The organism is Embleya sp. L77, from assembly GCF_055557415.1.
This window is the reverse complement of the sequence record NZ_CM145709.1, coordinates 424978-439828: the sequence shown is the minus strand read 5'-3', so window position 1 is coordinate 439828 and position 14851 is coordinate 424978. Positions and strand designations below refer to the sequence as shown.

The window sequence follows — 14851 nt, the reverse complement described above, 5'->3', positions numbered from 1 at the left end:
TCGCGGCCGGCTCACAGACCCAGGACGGCGCGCAGCGCGACGTCGACTTGTTCCATCTCCTCGGGGGCGACGTCGCCCAGGTAGGTGCCCTGTTCGAAGCGGTGATGGCGGGACGTGTACAGGTCGGGGGCCAGCACGACGCCGGTGACGGGCGTGGTGATGCGGACCGTGACCAGCGACTCCTGCCGGTCGCCGACGGTGTCCACCAGCGCGCACAGTGCCGCGCCCGGATGCAGCGCGGCGACGTGGTCGTTCTGCACGATCATGAAGGTGCGTTCGCGGCCGACGGTGGGGATCGTCCACACCTGGCCCCGCCTCAGTGGCCGCACGGCTCCGCCCCTGTCCGGCCCGAGACGGCGATGGCCGGCCGACCACGACGCGCTGTCCGTGTCGAACGGTCGGGGTCGGGGACGAAGCGGTTGCCGGTAGCCATGGGATCAGTCGTACCAGACGCGAAGGCACCCGAAATGCCATCGGGGGGGTGCGTTCGCCGGCGGCGGACCGATTCGCCCGATTCATCGGCTCCGCCGCGCACTTGCGTCGGGGCCGGCCGGGCTCGCTCCGGTTCGGGTTCCGGTTCGGGTTCCGGGTCGGAGGCCCCGCGCAGATCCCTCGCACGAGCGAGGCGGCGGTGCGGGATCAGCCGCGACACTGTCGGTACACACCACCCGGGAGCAAGCCGCATGTCCGACCACCTCGCCGAGCGCGGCGCCGACCGGCACGTTCGTGACCGGGCCAAACACACGCTGGGCATCCTGCGCCGGACCGACCCGCAGCTTCTGGACCTCCTGATCGCGCTGATGGTGCAGTTCATGGTGTCGCTGCCGTTTCTGATCTACTGGCATTCGCCCTATCGGCTCGGCTTCCTGCTGTTGAGCGGCACCGCGATCCCGTTGATCTGGCGGCGTCGGCAGCCGTTCCTGGTCGCCTGTGCGGTGGCCGCGTTCACGGTGCCGGTGTCGCTGCTCCACCGACCCGGGCAACCGTTCCAATTCGGCATGACGATCGCGATCTACACGGTCTTCGCGCTCGGTCGGCGCTGGGAGCGGATCACCGTCGCGGCCTTGGCCCTGCCGATCACGCTGTTCGTGGAGAACTTCAAGAATCAGCCGGTGCAGCAGGCCACCTTCGACGTCCTGGCGCTGACCGCGGCCGCCGCCTTCGGACTTGCCACCAGGCACCGCGTTGCCTACATCGCCGGCATCGAGGAGCGCACCCGGCGCCTGGAACACGAACGCGACCTGGAGATCCGCCGCGCGGATGCCGAGGTGGCCCGCGCCGCCGCGCGCGAACGGGCCAGGATCGCCCGGGACATGCACGACATCCTGGCGCACGCGGTGAGCCTGATGACCGTGCAGGCCGAGGCCGGACCGGTGGTGGTGCGCAGCGATCCGGCCCGCGCGGAGGCCGCGTTCGACGCGATCGCGGACGCCGGTCGCGATGCGATGGTGCAACTCCGGCGGATCCTGGGCACGCTCAAGGAGGACGACGAGGCCGGCGCCCGAGCGCCGCAGCCCACCGTCGCCAACATCGCGGACCTGGTCGCCGAGGTGGGCCGGACCGACCTGCGGGTGATCTACGAGAGCGTCGGCGAGCGCCGACCGCTGCGCTCGGACGCGGAGATCGCCGCGTACCGTGTCGTCCAGGAGGCGCTGACCAACACGGTCAGGCACGCACACGCCACCACGGTTATGGTGCGGCTCGAATGGGGCGACGACACGATGGGGATCACCATCACCGACGACGGCCGAGGCGGGCGACCGCGTCCGGGCGGCGGACACGGGCTGATCGGCATCCGCGAGCGGGCGACCGCGTGCGGCGGCAGCGTGACGGCCGGGCCACGGGTGGCCGGGCCGGGCTTCGAGGTCGCGCTGCGGATCCCGCTCGACCCGACCCGGGCCTCGTGATGCCGATCAGCGTGGTGGTGGCCGACGATCAGGGGCTGGTGCGCAGCGGGTTCGCGATGATCCTGGACGCGCAGCCGGACATCTTCGTGGTGGCCGAGGCGGGCGACGGCCTGGAGGCGGTCGAGGCGGTCCGGGCGCACCGGCCCGACGTGCTGCTCCTGGACATCCGGATGCCTCGGATGGACGGCATCGAGGCGGCTCGCCTGGTGTCGGCCGAGGCGCCGGGTTGTCGGATCGTCATGCTGACCACGTTCGACGTGGACGAGTACGTCTACGACGCGCTGTACGCGGGTGCGGCCGGCTTCCTGCTCAAGGACGTGCGCCGGGACGACCTGGTGCACGCGGTGCGGATGGTGGCGAGCGGCGAGGCACTGCTCGCACCGTCGGTGACCCGACGGCTGATCGCCGACTACACGCGACGACTCCCTCGTACGGAGGCCCCGACCGGACCGTCCGAGCGGCTGGCCGTGTTGACCACGCGCGAGCGGGAGACGATGCGCTGCCTGGCCCTGGGCATGTCCAACGCGGAGATCGCCGAGGCGCTGGTGGTCAGCGAACACACGGTGAAGACGCACGTCAGCAGTATCCTGGGCAAGCTCGGGCTGCGCGATCGGGTGCATGCGGTGATCTGCGCGTACGAGACGGGCCTGGCCGTCCCGGGCATGGGCTGACCCCCACGCGAGCGGTGCGCGGCCCGTCGACTCGCTCGCTCGGGTGAGGTCCGCGAGATTTCTCCGTCCTACAGGGGGAGTACGCCGCCCGGCGGAAACGGTTCGTACAGCCGATGCGGCGCATGGCCCCGACAGCGAATCCTGGTGGGGCCCGAGGGACTGTCCCGCCGGGAGCTTCGAACGGGGGAGCGCGCCATGAGCGATGTCCTGCAGCAGACCACCACCGAGCTCTACCTGCGGCTGAGCGACTGCACGATGCGCGTGGGCAAGGGTTCGCGTGGGCGGCCGGCGCTCGAGGTGTACACGGGTTACCGGCTGATCGACGTGGCCGTGGCCGGCGCCGCGCTCGGTCCGACGCTGCTGCGCGGTGCGCTGCGCTCCGGCCGCGGCGAGCCGCCGTGGGCGCTCGCGTGGGGCGTGTTGCCGGACGACGGCGTGCCGCCGCGGGTGGAGTTCCGGCGCGGCCGGTTCGCGCTACAGGCGCCGGCGACGATCTTCGCCGAGCGTTTTTGGGTGGCCACGGTCCCCGGCACGTACCGCTCCGTGACGGTGCACACCGAAGACGACGCGATCGGCGAGGGCCGACGGCTGACCCGGATGCGTACGCCGCGGTTGTGAGCGCGCCGCGAGGTCGAGTCGGGGCCGTCCGGAGGACGTGGGCGGGCCCGGCGTGGTGCCGGAGCCCGAGTGCCGGGCGGGCTCGGGGTGAGGCCGCCCGGCACCCGAGGGCCGGCGGGTCAGAGTAGGCGGGCCGGTGATGTCGGGCCGGTTCGTTTCGGCTCGGCACTCCGGACTCGGCTCGGTCCGGGCGCAACTCGGCTTCGGGCTCGGCTCGGTTCCGGGCTCGGCTCGGTCAGTTGCCGTGGGCTACCGGGCAGCCGCCGGTGAGTCGGGACAGGAAGGCGTTCGGGTCGTAGTAGTGCTCGACCTCGACGAGCTTGAGGTCCTCGCTCACCTTGGCCACGCTCATGCCGAACATCTCGATGGTCTTGCCGTCCGGCCGGAAGCCCTTGTACTCGCCCGTGTAGCTGCCCCAGTGCCGCCACTTGAAGGCGATCACGGGTGGCGGGGAGAGGACTTCGAGGACCTCCCAGTAGAAGCCCTCGGGGAACGCGGTGTGGAAGATCCGGTGCGAGGACTCGAAGCTCTCCCGACCCGGCGAGTAGAAGATGCTGTCGCCGATCAAAATGTTGTAGCTGCCCTGGTCGACGATGTCCTGCGCGCTCGCCCACGGGCCGCCGTTGACGTTCGTGCGGAATCGCTCGGTGACCATCGAGACCCAGGTCTTCGGGTCCTTCTTGTGCGAGACCTCCATCTCGAAGACCTGCACGAGGCTCTCGACGATCGCTTCCAGCGAGTCGGGTGCGTGCTGCGTGCTGCGCTGACCCGGCATCACCGTGTGCGAGAGGTGGTAGTCGGGGGCCTCTTCGCGCCAGTCGTCGGGGGCCGCCGCGGCGACGACGGCGTCCCGTCCCTGAAGCCAGAGCGGAGTCGCGGGGGAAGTCGACACGTGTATTTCCATCCTTCGTTGCCGGCGGCAGCGCTCGGTGGCGCGCGCCGTCCGGAGGGGAACGGGGGCGATCCTGACTGACTGTCAGACCAGGCGCAACCCTCCGTCGCCACGGGCGGCGCGGCACCGTTGGCCGGATTCGATCGGTACCACCGTACGTATTCCGGCCAATCGGAGGGCACGACCGACTCCGGGGCATCTCCCGGGCATACGGGGACTGTTCACGTGTCGAGATGCGCTCCGACGCAGGTGGGTGGGCGGACGGCGAACGTGCGGCCGGTGGTTCGCGCGTCGCGAGGGAAGCACCGGCCGCATGATTCAGGCAGTGGCGAGAATGCGCAATATTTTGCTTACGGAGCGTCAGTTGCCGTGTACGGCAAGATCGTTCAGGTCTCCAGCGGCAACAGCTCGGCGGTGAATTCGGTCAGGAACGCGGTCCACGAGCGCGGTGTGCCGGCGGGTCGGACCACGAACTTGCTCACCCCGGCATCGGCATACCGCCCGATCAGCTCGCGCGCCGCGGCCCACCCGGTGGGCACCAACTCGGCGGCGTCCACGTCCGGTCGTCGCCGGCGCAGCGCGCCGAACTCCCGGCTCGGCATGCCGTCGAACGCGACGACCAGGCTCATCCCGTAGTGGTCGTCGTCGACGGTACGCCCGGCCTCGGCCGCGGCGGCCTCGATCGCGCGTCGGGCCGCGCCGGCCTCGTCGGGGGTCAACGCGGCGCCGAGCCAGCCGTCGGCGAGCCGACCCACCCGGCGCAGCGACTGCGGCCCGCTGCCGCCGAGCCACAGGTCGAGCGGGCGGGCGGGTCGCGGGCCCACACGTGCGTGTTCGCAGCGGTGGTACTTGCCCTCGAACGACACTTCCTCGTTTTCGAGCAGGAGACGCACGACGGTGAGCGCCTCGTCCATCACCTCGCCGCGCGGACCGGCAATCGGAAACAGCGGCCGTTCGCGCGCCGTTGCGTGCCGGACGCCGAACACCGGCAGGATCCGGCCCGGCGCGAGCGCCGCCAGGGTGGCGAGTTCCTTGGCCACGGCCACCGGGTTGCGGCCGGGCAGCACGGTGACTCCGCTGCCGAGCTTGAGCCGCCGGGTGCGGCCGGCCGCGTACCCGATACCGACGAGCGGATCGGGCAGGTCACCACCGACCAGATCGGGCAGCCACAGCGAGTCGACGCCGATCTGCTCCATGTACTGGACGAGTTCACCGAACGAGGCCGGGTCGGCGGGGTCGCGCGGACCCAAGCCGACACCTATGCGGAGTTTCATGCAGCCAGTTTGCGGGGCGGGCCGGTGTGGGGTGTCGGTTGCCGGGTGTGGCCGGGGCCAGGGGCGCGGGTCGGCGGGTCAGGCGGTGGTGCGGGTGGAGAGCTGGGCTGCTGCGGTTCGTAGTTCGGTGATGTATTCGTGGCGTTCGGTGCGGGTGACTGCGTTGCGCAGTGGGCCGATCTGGAGTTCGTGGGTCGGATGGCCCCGGGCGTCGCGGACGGGGGCTGCGAGGTAGCTCAGGGGGAGCGGCCGGTCCGAGGTCAACTCCGCGTCGGTGTACGGGTGTGCGCCGATCGAGGCGAGTTGGTCGCGTACTCGCTCGCGCAGCCCCGTGCGGCCCGGGTGTTCGTCCAGCAGGCCCACCACGTCCCGCAGAACGGCCAGCAGTTCGGTCGAGTCGGTGCGTGGTCGCCAGGCGGCGACGCCGTGGGCGCGGACGGTGTCCAGGATTGCCGCCGACTCGGGCGCGTGGGCGAGCCACGCGGCACGTTCGACGGCCGGCCGCCATGGCATCACCGAGGCCCCGGCCGGCGGTCGCAGCGGCAGCCGGGTGCCGACCCGGATCCCGGCCGGCAGCCGACCCGGCCCCGGTTCCACCGCGAGGAAGACCACGTGATCGACGCCGACCAGGGACAGCGCCACGCCACAGCCGACCCGGGCCGCGAGCGCGGCCAACACCTGTGCGGCGCCCGCCGGGAGCCCCACGTGCGCATGCACCGCGTCGGCGACCGCAAGCAGGCCCGGCCCCAGCGTGTAGAGCCGATCGGGCCCGCGTTGCACCCAGCCCGGCGCTTCGAGCGCGGCGAGCACGGCGGTTGCGGTGGACCGGTTCAGATCCAGCCGCGCCGCCACCTCCGACACGCTCAGCCCGCCCGGTGCGGCGGCGAGCAACTCGACGACGGCGACCACCCGATCGGTGGGCGGCGAAGCAACCATGCGGCACCCCTTGTTCGGGCTCGGGATCATCCTTACAGTCGATGAATATACGTCACTTCGGCGACGAATATTCGTCGGACGCCATGCGGCGGATGCAGCTCGACCGATGCAGTGCGATGGATGCAACGCGAGGCGATGCGCGCGAGGTTGCGGTGTGTGTGCCGCGGCGGCGCCGACGATGCGACGTGGCGCCGAAGGCTTGGACAGGGAGTCCGGATGATCGAATCGCCCGCAGTACGCGAACCCCTCGATCCGTTCGACGCACACGCGCCCTTCGATGTCGAGGGGCACGACTTCGCCTTCGACGACATTCCCGACCTGCACGAGGTGCTCGCCGCGGCGCGGGTGCGCAAGCCGTACGCGATCGTGCCGTTCCTGGGTACACGGGCGGTGTTGTTCCTGACCCACGATCTGGTGACCGCCGCGTTCAAGGACGAGGAGTCGTTCCCGGCGTCCGCGATCTACGCCGCGACCACCGAACCGGTACTCGGGCACACCATCCAGTGCATGCGCGGCGCCGAGCACCGGATCAACCGCAAGCTCGTGGTGCCGGCGTTCCGTCGCAAGGTGGTCACCGACCAGGTCGAGGCGATCCTGGAACCGCTCGCGCACGAACTCGTGGACCGCTTCGGGGCGCGCGGCGAGGCGGACCTGGTCACCGAGTTCACGCACGGCTATCCGGTCCGGGTGATCACCCGCCTGCTCGGACTGCCGATGGACGACGAGGAACGTTTCCGCCGGTGGGCCGTCGACCTGTTCCACTTCCCGATGGCGCCGGAGGCGGCCGAGCGCGCGTCGCGCGAGTTCACCGAGTACGTCACGCCGATCGTCGCGCGTCGCCGGATCGACCCGGGCGACGACCTGCTCTCGACGCTGGCCTGCACCGAGGCCGAGGGGCGCCGGCTCACCGACGAGGAGATCCTCTCCTTCCTGCGGCTGCTCTTCCCGGCCGGCGCCGACACCACTTACCTGGGCCTGGGCAATGCGCTGTACGCCCTGCTCACGCACCCCGAGCAACTGGCCAGGGTGCTGGCCGACCCCGACGAGGAACTGGAATGGGCGGTCGAGGAGTCGCTGCGCTGGGAGCCGCCGGTCGGCCTGCTGCCTCGGGTGTGCCCGGCGCCGGTTCGCGACTGGCAGGGGCTGGGACTGGACATACCGGCGGAGACGCCGCTGATCTTTGCGATCACCGCGGCCAACCGGGATCCGGCGCACTACCCGGACCCGGACGTGTTCGACATCGGCCGCCGGGTCCGACCGACGCTCGCCTTCGGGGACGGGCCGCACGTGTGCCTGGGCACCTGGCTGGCCCTTGCCGAGATCCGGGCCGCGCTCAAGGTGCTGCTGCAACGGCTGCCGACGATGCGCCTGGCGGCGCCGACGCGGGTCCGCGGGTTGCTCGGTACGGCATTGCGCGGGCCGGAGTCGTTGCGCGTGCGGTTCTAGCGGTTCGCTGCCCGAGGTGAGGTCGGGACCCGGCGGGTGTGGGTTGCTCGCCGGGCGACCCCGATGGGGCGGGCGCGGCGGCGGGACCGGCGGCGACCCGGCGGCGGTGTCGGAGAGCCTAGAGTGCCTGCGCTGCCGGGATCGCGTCCGTGGCGGCGTCGATGCGGGTCACGTTCTGGAGCAGGCCCCAGACGAAGTCCGCTCGGTAGGTGCTCGTGCCCTCGGTGATCAGGCTCGCCCAGCGGCTCGGCGCGGAACCCTCCACGTGTCTCAATTGCGGGTACGCGCGCTCGATGTCGCCGATCACGAACTCCCAGGGCCGCAGGTCGGCCACGCTTTCGGCGGGCGGCGTCGTGGCCGGATCGGCTCGCACGAGCCACTCCTGCCAGACCCGCCCGTCGGGACCGGTGAGGATCTCGAAGCGCAACTCCGGCCACAGCGGCAGCACCCACCACTGCGCATCGGCGGTGAGATCCCCGATCCGGCGCTCGGCCCGGCCGGACGGCTCACCCAACGCGGCGCGGTAGGCGCGGCCCGGGCCGCCGACCGAGCGGCTGCGCACCATGCGCTGCCACTGCGCGTTGACCTCGCGCATCCGAGTGCGGGTGAATTCCAACTCGCGGACGGCGTCGGCGACCAGATCGGGTTGGTAATCGCCCATGCGTCGCAACAACACCAGACAGAACTGATCCGGTCCCACGCTGATCTCCGTACTCGTTCGCAGTCGGCCTCGACGCTATCCACAAAGCGAACGTCCGCGTTGTCATTCCCCGCGGGTCGATTCCGGATCGTTGTCTCCGACACATTGTTCCCGGTGGCCCGGTGGCTGTCGCGGCTCCGGTTGCGGTTTCCGGTTGCGGTTTCCGGTGTTGCGTCGGGCACCGGCGCGGCCCCGCGCGCCGTTCACCGCATTGTGAACGCCGAGCCGAGAGCGGGCACCCGGCAACGTGTATGCGGAAGGCCCTGGGATCTGACGGTTCGTCAGCGCTATCGTGAACCCGAAGTCATCGGGCGGCCACCGGGCAGTCGGCGCCGACCCATTACATGGCAAGGGGTGGCACATGATCGACGACTACATCCGCATGCTCGGCGGGGACCGCATCGAGCATCCGGGCGGAACCCTGCTGGCCCACCTGACCCGAGTCGAGGCACTGCTCGGCACCTGGGGCGCACGCCCCGAACTGCGTACCGCCGGCCTGTGCCACGCCTTCTATGGCACCGACGGGTTCGCGACCGCACTGCTCCCGCTGGACCGCCGCGCCGAACTCGCCGGCCGGATCGGCGTGGATGCCGAGCGCATCGTGTACTTCTACGGCAGCTGCGACCGGGCCGCGAGCCACGGCACACTGGTCGACGGCTCGTTCCGGGACCGGTTCACCGGCCGCACCTACCGGCCGACCGAGGCGGAGCGACGCGACTTCGCCGAGCTCACGGCGGCCAACGAACTCGACATCATGCGCGTCGCCCCGGACCTTCGGGCGCAGTGGGGCGCCGGGTTGTGGGACCTGCTGGCCGGGTTTCGTCCGCTGCTCAGCGCCGCAGCCTGGGCCGAGTGCGAACGGGTGCTCGGGGACACCAGAGCCGGCACCCGGTAACCGGCGCCGGGCCGAGGGTCAGCGGCCCTCCGGCGTCGGGCGGTGCTCGACGTACTCGACGATCGTGCCGTCGGCGTGCCGAGCGGTGACCCCGGAACCGGTGGGCACACGGCGCAGCGGTTCGAGGATCTCGGCGCCGGCCGCCGCCAGGCGCTCCAGGTAGGGCGCCAACTCGGGGACGAGCAGGGTGCCGGTGGTGGACCGGAACCGCTCCACCGTGGCCGCGGCGCCCTCGATCAGCAGGAAGCCGCCCACGGCCGACAGCGCGATGCCGTATTCGCGGAAGGTGAACCACATGTCGCGCTCGACGCCCTGGAGGTCCTCGTAGAACGCGGTCGCGGCCTCCAGGCCACCGGGCTCGACGAAGACCCGAAGGAACGCACGCGGCGTGGTGAGCGTGGACGAGTCGTTGCTGCGGCGCCACATGATGTCGGCGGTGGGGTCGGTGGCGTCGGCGGCGGCCCCGATGGCGGACGCGGTGGTGGTGGGGGTGGTGGCGCGGATCGGTTCGGTGGTCATGGGTGTCGGGTTCCTTGTCGGTGCGCCGGCCGGTCGGACGGCCGGGGTCGATCGGTACGTCCACCACCCTCGCGAGGTCGCCCGGGCCGGGCCAGGCTCCGGTTCATACGGTGAGCAACGGTCATAGGCTGGGCCGATGGGCACCGAGGACGAGCGGGACCGCCGGCGCGAGCTGGGCGGGTTCCTGCGTGCGCACCGCGAACTGCTCGCCCCGGAGGACGTCGGGCTGCCCCGATCGCCGCGCCGCCGTACGCCGGGCCTGCGTCGTGAGGAGGTCGCTGCGCTGTCCGGGGTCGGCGTGGCCTGGTACACGTGGCTGGAGCAGGGCCGGGTGGACACGTCCCGCCAGGTGCTCGAATCGGTGGCCAGGGCCCTGCGCCTGGACGCCGACGCACGCCGACATGTCCTCGAACTCGCCGGCTTCCACGTACCGGCCGACTCCGGCCCGGCGCCGGCCGACGGCCTGCGGGCAATGGTCGAGGGCTGGCCGACCAGCCCGGCGCTCGTGCTCGACCGGGCCCTGGACGTACTGGCCTGGAACAACGCCTGGCGGGCGATCCGGCCCGACCCGGCGGCCGTGCCGATGGAGCGCCGCAATCTGCTGCTCATGCTGCTGACCGACCCGGCCCACGAGTCGGGCTTCCCCGAGCGCGAGACGGTCGCCCTCGACCTGGTCCGCCACCTGCGCACCCGTCCCGAGGACGCCCGCGGGCGCGCCGTCGCGGCGCGACTGCTGGCCGAACGCCCGGACCTGTCGGCGTGGTGGCGATGCCGCGCGGTGGGCGTGTTCGCGGCCCGTACGGTGCAGGTCCACGGGGTCGCAGCGCGGCCCGTGCGGACGCCCGCCGGGACGGACCGGGCGGCCGAGCTGCACGCGACGCCCGTCGTGCCGCTGCGCTTCACGATGTCGCTGCTGCTGCCCGCGGAGGCACCCGAGACGACGGTGCTGGTCTGGACGCCCGCGGATGCGGTGACGGCTGCCCACATGCTGGACCTGGCGAACGGCGGCCACTCGACGGCGGGGCGGCCGGCGGCGCCGAGCACGCTTGTCGAGGCGACGGGGTAGGGGGCGCGGGTCGGTCCGGCGCCAGTGGCTGGGCGGGGGCGGGGACGGGGTGGGCCGGTCGTGCCGGTGGCGGCGTGGTCGGGTTCGCTCGGGTGGGTGACCCGCGCCGGTGACCCGCGTCGGTGACCCGCATGGGGGACCGGTGTGGGTGACGAGGTGGGCGACCGGTTTGGCGGTTCGGGTGGGGTGGTCCGCATGCTGTGACGTACGCGGGCCGGCCCGCGATCAGGCGTCCTCGTCCCCCACGTGGGTGAGTCGGTCGTCGCCGAGCCTGGCCTGCACGTCGCGGAACAGGATCGCGAGCAGATCCGCGAGTCGGGTCTGCTGATCGGGGGTCAGGCCGTCGATCAACTCCGCCTCGCGGCGCAATACCCGATCGACCGTCGCCTCGACCAACGCATGTCCCGCCTCGGTCAGTTCGACCTCGACCGAGCGCGTGCGACCGGATCCGGCCCGCCGTACGACCAGGCCCTCGCGCTCGGCCCGGGCGACCCGCTGCGAGATGGCGCCGGCCGTGACGAGCGAACGCCGGCCCAGCTCGCGCGTACCCAGCGTGTACGGCGGCCCACTGCGCCGCAGCACACTCAGCAGATCCAACGTCGCCGCGTCCACGCCCGCGCCGGCCAGTACCCGGCGACGGTCGTCCCCGAGCAGCTTGGCCAGCCGCCAGATCGGCGTGACGATCCCGATCGAGGACACCGGCGTCCCGGGCCGCTCGCGCTCCCACGCGGCGGCGATCTCCTCGACGGCGTGACCGACGCGCCCGGAGCCGCCGCCACCGACCGCCTCCGGATCGGCGAGCGGATCGGCGGCAGCTCCCGTTCGCCACTCGGCTGCGGCCCCGGGATCGGCGGGCGCCCCGGCCGCGGTTCCGGTCCTGGCCGCGGTTCCCGTTCCGAACTCGCCCTCGGCCCCGGTCTCGGCCTTGACCCCAGCCTCGGTCCCGCCCCCGGTATCCGGCCCGTCCGCATCCGCCGCTGCCAGCTTTGGTGGCGATGTCTCGGCGGGCGGACGGGGCTCGTCGGTTGCCATGGGGCCTCTTCCCGGTGTTATGTTCAGACCTAAATTTAGATCTAAACGACGACGTGGAGGTCATCCTATGGCACGCAACATCCTCGTCACCGGTGGCGGCACCGGCATCGGACTCGCGATCGCTCGGCACTTCGCCGGGCTCGGCGCCAACGTGACGATCACCGGTCGGCGACCGGAGCCGCTCGCCCTCGCCGCCGAGCAGACCGGGGCTCGGGCACTGGTCTGCGATCACACCGACCCCGAGGGGCTGACCCGACTGGTGGCCGAACTGCCCGAGCGGATCGACGTACTGGTCAACAACGCCGGCGGCAACACCGACTTCGACCACGGTCCCACCGACGATCTGGCCGGGTACGCCCGCGCGTTCCGGGCCAACCTGGACGCCAACCTGGTCGGCGCCGCGCTGACCACCCGGGCCGTCGAGGAGCGGCTCGCCGCCGGCGGCGCCGTGATCGGCATCGGCTCGATCGCGGCCGACACGGGAGCCGGCTCCTACGGCGCGGCCAAGGCCGGCCTGGCCGCCTGGAACGTCGCCCTCGCGGACGCCCTCGGCCCGCGCGACATCACGGCCAACGTGGTCTCCCCGGGCTACATCGCGGACACCGAGTTCTTCCGGGACAACCTCACCGAGGACCGCCGCCGGCAGTTGGTCGCCGCGACGTCGGTGCGCCGGGCCGGCTCGCCGGAGGACATCGTCGGCGCCGTCGCATTCCTCGCCTCGCCCGCCGCCCGACACGTCACGGGACAGGTGCTGAACGTCAACGGTGGTGCGTACAAGAGTCGTTGATGCCGGAGCGGACCCAGTCGGTCGGCGGACCCGGTCGGTACGTGCGGACCGGCCGGCCGTCCGCGTCACCGAAGCGGGAAACCGGGTTCGCCGGACGGGCGCCGCCCGCATCCGTAGCGTTGGCACCGAGCGGTCCCCGCACAGAAGGCAGATCTCATGGAATCCGGCACGCTGGCGGTGCCCGGAGCCGACCTCTACTACGAGGTACGCGGCTCCGGACCGGTCCTGTTATTGATCAACGGCAGCAACGGAGACACCGGCCTGTTCGCGGCACTGGGCGATCGGCTGGCCGACCGGCACACGGTGGTCGCGTACGACCGACGCGGCAACTCCCGTAGCCGGCTGACCGATTCGCCCGGGGAGCAGCGCATCGACGAGCATGTCGACGACGCACATCGGCTGCTCCTGGCCCTCACCTCCGAACCCGCGGCCGTCTTCGGCACCAGTACCGGCGCCTCGATCGGCCTCGACCTGCTCGCCCGACACCCCGAACAGGTCGACCTGCTGGTCGCCCACGAGCCGCTCGTGGTGGGACTGCTGCCCGATCCGAAGGAGTGGCACGCGAAGTTCGACAACGTCGCCGAGCTGTACCGGACCGACGGCCTGAAGGCCGCGATGGGCGAACTCACCGCGCTGTTCGGGCTGTCCGGTCCGCCGGAGCCCGCGGCCGATCTGCCCACGCCGGTGCGGGAGTTGCTCGAACGGGTGCAGGCCAACGTGCATTTCAATCTGTCCTATGAACTGTCGGCGTTCGCCCGCTTCGAACCGGACCTGACGGCTCTGCGGGGCGCCCCGCTGGTCCTGGCCGTCTCGAACGAGGGCGCGGAGACGCTGCTCTACCGGACCACGGCACTGCTCGCCGAGCGCCTCGACCTCCCGGTCGTGGAGTTCCCGACCGATCACGTGGGCTACGCCCTGCGGCCGGACGAGTTCGCCGTGGCCATGACCGAGGTGCTCGACCGGGGATAGCCGATCGCCCGTTCGGGCCACGGCGGTTCGCCGCGTCGAGCGGCCCGGCGGGCTCGTCCGGCTCGGGTGGTCTCGGTACCGTCCGGTCGTCCGGGTGGGCCGCCCGGCGCCGCCCGTCGAGCCGCAGTGTCGTCCGCCGGACGGCGTCCGCAGTCACCGTGCGCGGGAGCCCCGGGCATCCCGGGCACCCCGGCATCCCTGGTGTCCGGCTATGCCGAAGCGGCCCGGCCGCGTCGGAGTGACGGCGGCCGGGCCGGGGTGCGGAACCGGTACCGGGTCAGGCGCTGGCGCCGCCGTCGAGCACGAGGTCGGTGCCGACCGCGAAGCCGGCCTCGTCGGAGGCCAGGTACAGGACGGCGGCGGCGAGTTCGGCCAACGTGCCGACGCGGCCGGACGGGTTCGCGTCCTTCATGCGATCCGCGCGCTCGGCCTCGGTCTCGCCGGCACGCAACGACATCGTGGTGTCCAGCGGGCCGGGGCTGACCGCGTTGATCCGCACGCCCTCACCGATGTGGTCGAGCGCGGCGTTGCGGGTGAGGGCGCTCACGGCCGCCTTGGACGCGACGTACGCGCCGAGGTTGGCGAGCCGGGAGTGGGCGCCGAGGTTGGACGATATGTTCACGATGGTTCCGCCGCCGTTGGCCCGCATGTGGCCGATCTCGTGCTTCATCGAGAGCCACGTGCCGGTCACGTTGATGTCCAGGGTGGCCCGGAAATCCCCTTCGTCGAGATCGGCGAGCGGGCCCACGCCCTGGATCACGCCCGCGTTGTTGACGGCGACGTCGAGACCGCCGAACAATTCGACCGTGCGGGCCACGAGCGCGGCCAGGCTCTGCGAGTCGGTGACGTCGGCGGTGACCGCCGCGCCTCGTCCGCCCTCGGCCTCGATCAGCCGGACGGTCTCGGCCAGCGGCGCGGCACCGCGGCCCGCGACCACGACGGCGGCACCCTCGCGAGCGAAGGCGAGTGCGATCCCCCGGCCGGCCCCCGAACCGGCGCCGGTGACGAGGACGGTCTTGGCGGTGAAACGTGCGGACATGATTGTTCTCCCGTGTCGTGCGGTGTCGAGATGGTGCATCGGTGGATGTGGTCGATGGGGTGGGCGCGATCGGTTGGCCGACGCATCGGCCGGCCGGCGT

At 72.0% G+C, this 14851-nt stretch carries 16 protein-coding genes; 8 read left to right on the top strand and 8 right to left on the bottom strand.

Annotation, left to right across the window (positions count from 1 at the left end):
• Window positions 1–11: 11 nt before the first annotated feature.
• Window positions 12–329, bottom strand: coding sequence for a type II toxin-antitoxin system PemK/MazF family toxin (locus ACZOOI_RS01755; RefSeq protein ID WP_465279055.1), 318 nt, complete (start codon window positions 327–329; stop codon window positions 12–14).
• Window positions 330–683: 354 nt separating this feature from the next.
• Here ACZOOI_RS01755 and ACZOOI_RS01750 point away from each other — a divergent pair, with 354 nt between their 5' ends.
• From ACZOOI_RS01750 to ACZOOI_RS01740, 3 genes are all read left to right on the top strand, one after another.
• Window positions 684–1907, top strand: a complete 1224-nt coding sequence (locus ACZOOI_RS01750; protein ID WP_465279054.1) for a sensor histidine kinase — start codon at window positions 684–686, stop codon at window positions 1905–1907.
• Window positions 1907–2578, top strand: coding sequence for a response regulator transcription factor (locus tag ACZOOI_RS01745; protein WP_465281330.1), 672 nt, complete (start codon window positions 1907–1909; stop codon window positions 2576–2578). The genes ACZOOI_RS01750 and ACZOOI_RS01745 overlap by 1 nt, the downstream gene beginning before the upstream one ends.
• A gap of 195 nt (window positions 2579–2773) precedes the next feature.
• Window positions 2774–3196 carry a hypothetical protein gene (locus ACZOOI_RS01740; RefSeq protein ID WP_465279053.1) on the top strand — a complete coding sequence of 141 codons (423 nt, stop codon included), beginning with the start codon at window positions 2774–2776 and terminating at the stop codon, window positions 3194–3196.
• 235 nt (window positions 3197–3431) lie between these two features.
• Here the strand turns inward: ACZOOI_RS01740 and ACZOOI_RS01735 are convergent, their stop codons facing one another.
• The 3 genes from ACZOOI_RS01735 to ACZOOI_RS01725 all read right to left on the bottom strand — a co-directional run bounded on the left by ACZOOI_RS01735 (window position 3432) and on the right by ACZOOI_RS01725 (window position 6298).
• Window positions 3432–4088 carry an ester cyclase gene (locus ACZOOI_RS01735; protein WP_465279052.1) on the bottom strand — a complete coding sequence of 219 codons (657 nt, stop codon included), beginning with the start codon at window positions 4086–4088 and terminating at the stop codon, window positions 3432–3434.
• A gap of 386 nt (window positions 4089–4474) precedes the next feature.
• A complete protein-coding gene (locus tag ACZOOI_RS01730) occupies window positions 4475–5362 on the bottom strand; it encodes a TIGR03854 family LLM class F420-dependent oxidoreductase (protein ID WP_465279051.1) in 888 nt (295 codons plus the stop codon).
• Between the two features lie 78 nt (window positions 5363–5440).
• Complete coding sequence (locus tag ACZOOI_RS01725; protein ID WP_465279050.1) at window positions 5441–6298, bottom strand: helix-turn-helix domain-containing protein; 858 nt, start codon at window positions 6296–6298, stop codon at window positions 5441–5443.
• A 216-nt stretch (window positions 6299–6514) separates the two neighbouring features.
• On the opposite strand from ACZOOI_RS01725, the gene ACZOOI_RS01720 reads away from it, so the two are divergent.
• On the top strand, window positions 6515–7744 hold the full coding sequence (locus ACZOOI_RS01720; protein WP_465279049.1) for a cytochrome P450: 1230 nt from the start codon (window positions 6515–6517) through the stop codon (window positions 7742–7744).
• Between the two features lie 118 nt (window positions 7745–7862).
• Here ACZOOI_RS01720 and ACZOOI_RS01715 read toward each other — a convergent pair whose 3' ends face one another.
• Window positions 7863–8444 carry a hypothetical protein gene (locus ACZOOI_RS01715; protein ID WP_465279048.1) on the bottom strand — a complete coding sequence of 194 codons (582 nt, stop codon included), beginning with the start codon at window positions 8442–8444 and terminating at the stop codon, window positions 7863–7865.
• Between the two features lie 361 nt (window positions 8445–8805).
• Between ACZOOI_RS01715 and ACZOOI_RS01710 the strand changes: the two genes are divergently transcribed.
• On the top strand, window positions 8806–9339 hold the full coding sequence (locus ACZOOI_RS01710) for a DUF6817 domain-containing protein (RefSeq protein WP_465279047.1): 534 nt from the start codon (window positions 8806–8808) through the stop codon (window positions 9337–9339).
• A gap of 18 nt (window positions 9340–9357) precedes the next feature.
• On the opposite strand, the gene ACZOOI_RS01705 is transcribed toward ACZOOI_RS01710, so the two are convergent.
• A complete protein-coding gene (locus tag ACZOOI_RS01705) occupies window positions 9358–9858 on the bottom strand; it encodes a VOC family protein (protein WP_465279046.1) in 501 nt (166 codons plus the stop codon).
• 136 nt (window positions 9859–9994) lie between these two features.
• Between ACZOOI_RS01705 and ACZOOI_RS01700 the strand changes: the two genes are divergently transcribed.
• Window positions 9995–10924 (top strand): helix-turn-helix domain-containing protein, encoded by a 930-nt coding sequence (locus ACZOOI_RS01700; protein ID WP_465279045.1) that lies wholly within the window; start codon window positions 9995–9997, stop codon window positions 10922–10924.
• A 225-nt stretch (window positions 10925–11149) separates the two neighbouring features.
• On the opposite strand, the gene ACZOOI_RS01695 is transcribed toward ACZOOI_RS01700, so the two are convergent.
• The gene (locus ACZOOI_RS01695) at window positions 11150–11662 is read right to left on the bottom strand and encodes a MarR family winged helix-turn-helix transcriptional regulator (RefSeq protein WP_465281329.1); all 513 of its coding nucleotides are present in this window, start codon (window positions 11660–11662) and stop codon (window positions 11150–11152) included.
• 361 nt (window positions 11663–12023) lie between these two features.
• Here ACZOOI_RS01695 and ACZOOI_RS01690 point away from each other — a divergent pair, with 361 nt between their 5' ends.
• Together ACZOOI_RS01690 and ACZOOI_RS01685 are read left to right on the top strand one after the other, a co-directional pair.
• On the top strand, window positions 12024–12743 hold the full coding sequence (locus ACZOOI_RS01690) for an SDR family NAD(P)-dependent oxidoreductase (RefSeq protein ID WP_465279044.1): 720 nt from the start codon (window positions 12024–12026) through the stop codon (window positions 12741–12743).
• A 156-nt stretch (window positions 12744–12899) separates the two neighbouring features.
• Complete coding sequence (locus ACZOOI_RS01685; protein WP_465279043.1) at window positions 12900–13712, top strand: alpha/beta fold hydrolase; 813 nt, start codon at window positions 12900–12902, stop codon at window positions 13710–13712.
• Between the two features lie 277 nt (window positions 13713–13989).
• Here ACZOOI_RS01685 and ACZOOI_RS01680 read toward each other — a convergent pair whose 3' ends face one another.
• A complete protein-coding gene (locus ACZOOI_RS01680) occupies window positions 13990–14751 on the bottom strand; it encodes an SDR family NAD(P)-dependent oxidoreductase (protein WP_465279042.1) in 762 nt (253 codons plus the stop codon).
• Between the last annotated feature and the right edge of the window lie 100 nt (window positions 14752–14851).